This window comes from Oceanobacillus salinisoli (genome assembly GCF_009733865.1).
GTDB classification, from domain to species: Bacteria; Bacillota; Bacilli; order Bacillales; family Amphibacillaceae; genus Oceanobacillus; species Oceanobacillus salinisoli.
In genome coordinates this window covers 1-5,534 of the sequence record NZ_WOFB01000056.1, presented here as the reverse complement: position 1 = coordinate 5,534, position 5,534 = coordinate 1, and the positions used below count along the sequence as shown (strand labels likewise).

Annotated in this window: 7 protein-coding genes; 3 read left to right on the top strand and 4 right to left on the bottom strand. The window is 37.2% G+C overall.

Features of this window, described 5'->3' with window-relative positions; all coding sequences use genetic code 11:
• Positions 1 to 77: 77 nt before the first annotated feature.
• Together GMJ66_RS20245 and GMJ66_RS20240 are read right to left on the bottom strand one after the other, a co-directional pair.
• Positions 78 to 563, bottom strand: a complete 486-nt coding sequence (locus GMJ66_RS20245; protein WP_156292117.1) for a hypothetical protein — start codon at positions 561 to 563, stop codon at positions 78 to 80.
• A 330-nt stretch (positions 564 to 893) separates the two neighbouring features.
• On the bottom strand, positions 894 to 977 hold the full coding sequence (locus GMJ66_RS20240; protein WP_231515002.1) for a YjcZ family sporulation protein: 84 nt from the start codon (positions 975 to 977) through the stop codon (positions 894 to 896).
• A gap of 177 nt (positions 978 to 1,154) precedes the next feature.
• On the opposite strand from GMJ66_RS20240, the gene GMJ66_RS20235 reads away from it, so the two are divergent.
• Positions 1,155 to 1,859, top strand: a complete 705-nt coding sequence (locus GMJ66_RS20235; protein ID WP_156292115.1) for a nucleotidyltransferase domain-containing protein — start codon at positions 1,155 to 1,157, stop codon at positions 1,857 to 1,859.
• Between the two features lie 17 nt (positions 1,860 to 1,876).
• Here the strand turns inward: GMJ66_RS20235 and GMJ66_RS20230 are convergent, their stop codons facing one another.
• Together GMJ66_RS20230 and GMJ66_RS20225 are read right to left on the bottom strand one after the other, a co-directional pair.
• Positions 1,877 to 2,785: an N-acetylmuramoyl-L-alanine amidase gene (locus GMJ66_RS20230; RefSeq protein ID WP_231515001.1), complete on the bottom strand. Its 909-nt coding sequence runs from the start codon at positions 2,783 to 2,785 to the stop codon at positions 1,877 to 1,879.
• A gap of 417 nt (positions 2,786 to 3,202) precedes the next feature.
• Positions 3,203 to 3,769, bottom strand: a complete 567-nt coding sequence (locus GMJ66_RS20225) for a hypothetical protein (RefSeq protein ID WP_156292114.1) — start codon at positions 3,767 to 3,769, stop codon at positions 3,203 to 3,205.
• 256 nt (positions 3,770 to 4,025) lie between these two features.
• Between GMJ66_RS20225 and GMJ66_RS20220 the strand changes: the two genes are divergently transcribed.
• A complete protein-coding gene (locus GMJ66_RS20220) occupies positions 4,026 to 4,478 on the top strand; it encodes a GNAT family N-acetyltransferase (protein WP_156292113.1) in 453 nt (150 codons plus the stop codon).
• 273 nt (positions 4,479 to 4,751) lie between these two features.
• The gene (locus tag GMJ66_RS20215) at positions 4,752 to 5,408 is read left to right on the top strand and encodes a hypothetical protein (protein WP_156292112.1); all 657 of its coding nucleotides are present in this window, start codon (positions 4,752 to 4,754) and stop codon (positions 5,406 to 5,408) included.
• Positions 5,409 to 5,534: the final 126 nt, after the last annotated feature.

Below are 5,534 nucleotides of genomic sequence, written 5' to 3'. Positions count from 1 at the left end.
TTGTCCATTATAAGGGGGGCGTTCACTGTCACTTCCCGGTTTTTGTCGAATCTTATCAACGTGAATCTAGTTGCCTCTTAACTAATTTTTCCCTGTGATTGATTCCTTTTTCCGCTAATGTTATCAATCAGTAATTGAGTTCCATACAACACAAGGGATTTTGCGATAAAAAGCAAAGAGAATTGATATTTTCTAAGTCGGATAATCGATCCATAACCTATCTTTTTAAACCAACTCATCACGATGTATATAAAGAAGGTATCTATAAGAAAATTGGTCTTTATATAAGTAAAAAATCTCCCGTACGTAAATTTAAATATCCACATCGAACCTACCAAAAATGGCCCAAAAATAAGCGGAATATCACCTAATAGTTTGGGATGAAGTCTTTTGTAAAACCACCACCATTGATATCGATGAGCAAAAAAGCTTTCTACTACTGCCAGAATATTAATGATAAGCGAGGACAGGAAAAACCTCTTCACTGTCTTCTTCCCTAATAACGGAAGCGAAAACCAAGGGATAATAAGCATTCCAAGCAAGAACATTTTGTATTGTTTCACAGCCGAATTCATTCCTTTTTTCTTTTTAGAATGCCTCAAACCCAAAACTTTATAACTAATTGGTGCCTGTCACTTCCTGAATTTTGTCGAATGTCATCTTTGTGTTTATATAGTAGGAAGGCTGTACATAAAGTCAAGTGAAGTGACTCTTGTACAGCCTTCCTGTAAACATCTATTTCATTGGAGGTAAGTTTGAGGTATTCGTATTCGGATGACTTAGAAGGTTATGGGCTTGCTGTATTTAGACCTTGAAACGCAACGGATAACTACAGAACTACTTCAGATTCAAAAGCTGTACGAACATTAATCTACTACATACCTACTTTCTTATTAATAAACAAAAGCAGCACCAACAATAATTAAAAGAATGAACAACACAACAATCAACGCAAAGTTGGTACGATAATCAGACATACATAACCCTCCTTCCATTCTTACTTGGAGAGGCCTCTCCTTACACTACTAATTTATAGCTAAACAACAACTTTTGTATAGACAAGTATGACCCCCTTCTTATAAATATGCGTAAATCACTAAATATAATTGTCCTGAATATAATGAGATATCATTTTATTTTAGGGGGAGTTACGTATGAATTTGCCGGAGGAGTCTATTGCTCGGGAATGTATTAACCATTATTTCCCTGAATGTCAAGCTGCTTTTTTAGCGGGGAGCAGTATACGTAATGAAACAACGGAGCACTCAGACATAGATGTGATTGTCATTGATGAAACACAGTCACCACCTGTTCATCAATGCGTGGAATTTAATAACCGTTCAGTTGAGCTCTTTGTATTTAACAGGGATTCCATATCATTTATGTTTGAAATTAGCCGGATGGAAGGGATACCTACCATACAACATATGTGTTCACAGGGGTACATCTTAAAGGACGATGGCTCTGCAGAAGAAATACAACAGGAAGCAAGTGAATATATCACGGAGGGCCCCATTAAATTATCTGAAGAAAAGGAGCGCAGCTACCGTTTCAACATTACGGACTTACTGCTTGACTTAGAAAGCCCCATCAGCAAAGAAGAAAAACTGTTTATTGCCCATGAGCTATTCGATTCTATTTCTAAATACGTATTAAAAGCAAACGGTTATTGGCAGGGCCATGGAAAATGGATGTATCGCTCCTTACAGAAATATGATGATGATTTTGCAGGGCAATTAGCAAATGCCTACGTTCAGTATATAAAAACAGGGGAAAGCGAGCCTTTTCGCAAATGTATTGAAAGCGTATTAGACACTTACGGTGGAAAATTATTGACAGGGTATAAAAATACAATTTAGCCCCTTTCCTTTTATTTTTAAAAACCAATTCTCGACCAATCAAACAATGTGCCGGGATCCGTTTTTCTGTCTGGTGCATATTCATCATGCCCAATGATGTGATCTCTATCCTTTTTAACAGATGGATTTCTAGTCCATATATCCTTCAGTAAAAGGGTTAGTGATTCATATTGGGCATCCGTATAACCTATGTCCTTCGGGTGAATCGATTCGTAAAAATCCTCCGACATCATAATGCTCATCTCTTCCTTCGTTCCAATCGCCATCATCTCAATTCCTATCGAGTAATCATTCAGCTTATCTTTATACTCTGGAAAATTCGCTAACCCTCCTTTTCCAGCATGAAACGCAACCCGATTTTCAGGAACTAATTGATAAATTTCTCCGTTTCGGCCAATCAGATAATGCGCCGACAATCCATAATCCATAAATACCTTCCGTATATCTTCATATTGGTACGGATCATCAGGCTTGTTCAAAACATTGCTAGTAAAATGTATCAATACATGGGTAATCGGCGTCTCTCGTATCTTTGAATTTTCATCAGGTAATAAGACATTTTTGCTCGTGACATTCGGTTCTTTCCCCGTGTTCTTCCCATCAATCTCGTCTTGACCGCGGCTTTTCTGCGGCTCATCCTTATCCGATTCATCCTTCTTAACGTTCTGTTCCTCCCCTTGTTCTTGCTTCTGTTCGTCCTGTTCCTCTCCTCCCACAGGCTGTACCTCCACAATCTCCACTTCATCTATTTCTATGTTTGCAATCTCCATTATTTTCGACTCTTCTACTTGCTCTTTCTGTTCTAAAGCAATCGGTCTGCTTTTCACCTCATGCAATTCCTCCGAAGAAGTTGTTTGCTTAAGTGAACTACATGCTCCCAGTAAAAAAATAATGAGAATAAATGGCAAATAACTTCTAATTTTCATCTTTTCCTTCCTCTATTAGCACATTTTTTTCTAACTATATCGTTTGCTGTTTTCACCTTATTATTACCTTTAAAAGCGAAACACCCAATACTTTCAACCTATTATATCGACAGATTTTTAGACTTTTTTACCATTTATTTTCAAAAAAGCCAATTTTCCTCATTATTTATTCCCTTAAAACTTGTACTTCGTCGATTACACCGCCATGAAAACACCTTCTTCATGTGCAAAAAAACTCCAATCTCCATTAGTAGAGATTAGAGTCCAGCAGTCTGATTGGATGAGTTTATTATGGATGAAACTTCCTGTATATAATTTCAAGGCCAAATCACCCATGGGAATCCCATTTCGCCAATTTTCAAATATAAAAACGAACGTTTGAACTATAGTATGTCTTCAACCGAAACAATACGTCCCTCAATGAAAAATGTTTCTTGCTGCATTATGAGCAGCTTTATAATAAGGATTCCATTTCTTTAAATCCTTACTCATGTATGATACTTCCAAACCTATCCCCGGCCGACGCTCAATGAATGATTCCTTCTTTTCGTTTATCTGCTTTGCAAGCTCGTTTGTCATCTTATTCTTCGTGATTTCTGATGTCTCTTTTAATCGACCTACTTCATTCCAATCGCTGTACACGATAATATTTTCCGGTAATGCTATTTTCCCTCTTAAAATGTGTGGTAGTAACTCAAGGGCATAATGTACAGCAACAAGCTCAGCGTATGTATTCTGCTTCTTCATCGCTGAATTATAATGTTTTTTTGACTCTACTCTTGTCTCACCCTGACCAACGATACAAACTCCCAACCCAAATATTCCCTGTTCCTTCAGTTCGGAAGCATCCACAAAGAAACGGAGGACTTCATCATCCAATACCCATCCCTCTGCTCTTTCTCTTGCTTCTTTTGTGGGTACTCTTTCTTTTCGCATTAACTTTTGCCTATAGTCACCCTTTGATGAAAAATCTGCTTTTGCCACTTACCCCACCCCTTTTAAAAAACTAATTCACCACGTCTTCCCAGTATTAATAGGACTATTTTACCACAAATTCATGTTTATCCATTTAATAAATACCGACCTTTTAGAAAACTTAGCTATGGACAAGCCTTTTCACGATAGCCCAGCAGACATGCTTTTTTTCTGAGCATAAAAAATCTCTGTTCCTAAAAGTTCTGAAAACTGCATATATTAACCACTTTTTACTGTTATAATTTAAATAAAGGGAGGAAACACAATGAACCATGAAGAACAAACTGTAAGAATAAAAAAATTAAAAACCGAGGAGGAATGGAGAGAGGCCTTTTCAGTAATGAAGCAATTGCGCACCCATTTAGAAGAAACCGCATTTCTCCAATTAGTTAAGGAAGCCAATGAAAAAGATCATTACATATTAGCTGCCTTATATGTTCACGATCAAATTGCAGCAGTCATTGGATTTATGCCTATGATTACCCTTTATAATGGACGGTTTATTTGGGTTTGTGATTTAGTGACCGACGAGCAGCACCGTTCAAAGGGATATGGTGAAAAATTGTTAAGTTATGTGGAGAGATGGGCCAGTGATCATGGATATGGAATCGTCTCGCTTTCTTCCGGCCTGCAGCGAACCGAAGCACACCGCTTCTATGAAAATAAGATGGATTACAAGAAGGTCAGTTATGTATTTTTAAAAAATCTCCTAACTTGAAATAGGTTTTTAAATATAATGTAGAAGTCCCCTATTCCTGTCGGCACTGGAGGACTTCCTTTAAGAGGTGCTAGCAGAAAGACAGGCTGAAGATTAAGAACACCTCAGATTTATTAAGATGCTTAATAAAATCCCAGCTGTAATGATGTGGGGGCACAGCCCTATATTAGCATTTATTAATGAAATTTCTGTAAAGAATCCATTCTTCCTAAACACTCTAATATATACTAGTTTAGAAGGTTCGTTTTATGATGACTCAAAGGTGGGAAAACGATGAAGGTAAACCAAAAGGTGATATTAGTCATTTCCATCATTACTTTTGTTATTGCAGCAAATTACTTCATAGAACCGATTGAAAGGGAGGATGATACCAAAGAGGATGATGATTCAGAGGAAGTATCCAAGCTGAAAAGAGAGTTAAATCAATTACATATTGATCACTATAATTTAGAAGCGGAAAACCAAATTTTAGAGAGACAAAAGGGCCAACTCGAGGACACCGTATTTGAACTCCGTTTTGAGTTGAGAAAAAATTGGATAGATACTGGAGAAATAATTGATTATCTCCCCTTTCCCGAATCAACAAAAATCCTATTTAAAGATTATGGTGAAGCAAGTTATATTATGCTCTATCAGGATGAGACATGGAATAATCTGGTCAAGTGGCATGGGGACCCAGAACACTATTATCTGGGGGGAGTGATTACGGACAGCCATATGAAACAAGTTCATGTATGGCTGAATGAACATGTATATGAAGCAACTATTGTTCCCGTAAATAATGATTACTTTGTCTGGTACAGTATTTTTGAATATGAATCAAAATCAACGTCAGCTAATCGGGATATGATAAAAATGGAGGCAATGGATGAAGACGGAAATATATTATGGGAAGAAGCATTTGAAGCAGATTTAGCAAGTTTTTATTAGAGGGTGGTAAAAGGACTTTTTCGTCATCCACTCTAAAGACGTGATTTCTATAAGAGGATGTTCAAAAAGTCCGGTAAAAATGACACGTCGATAGAGGACCTTCTACTAAAACCGCCCACGTCCTGT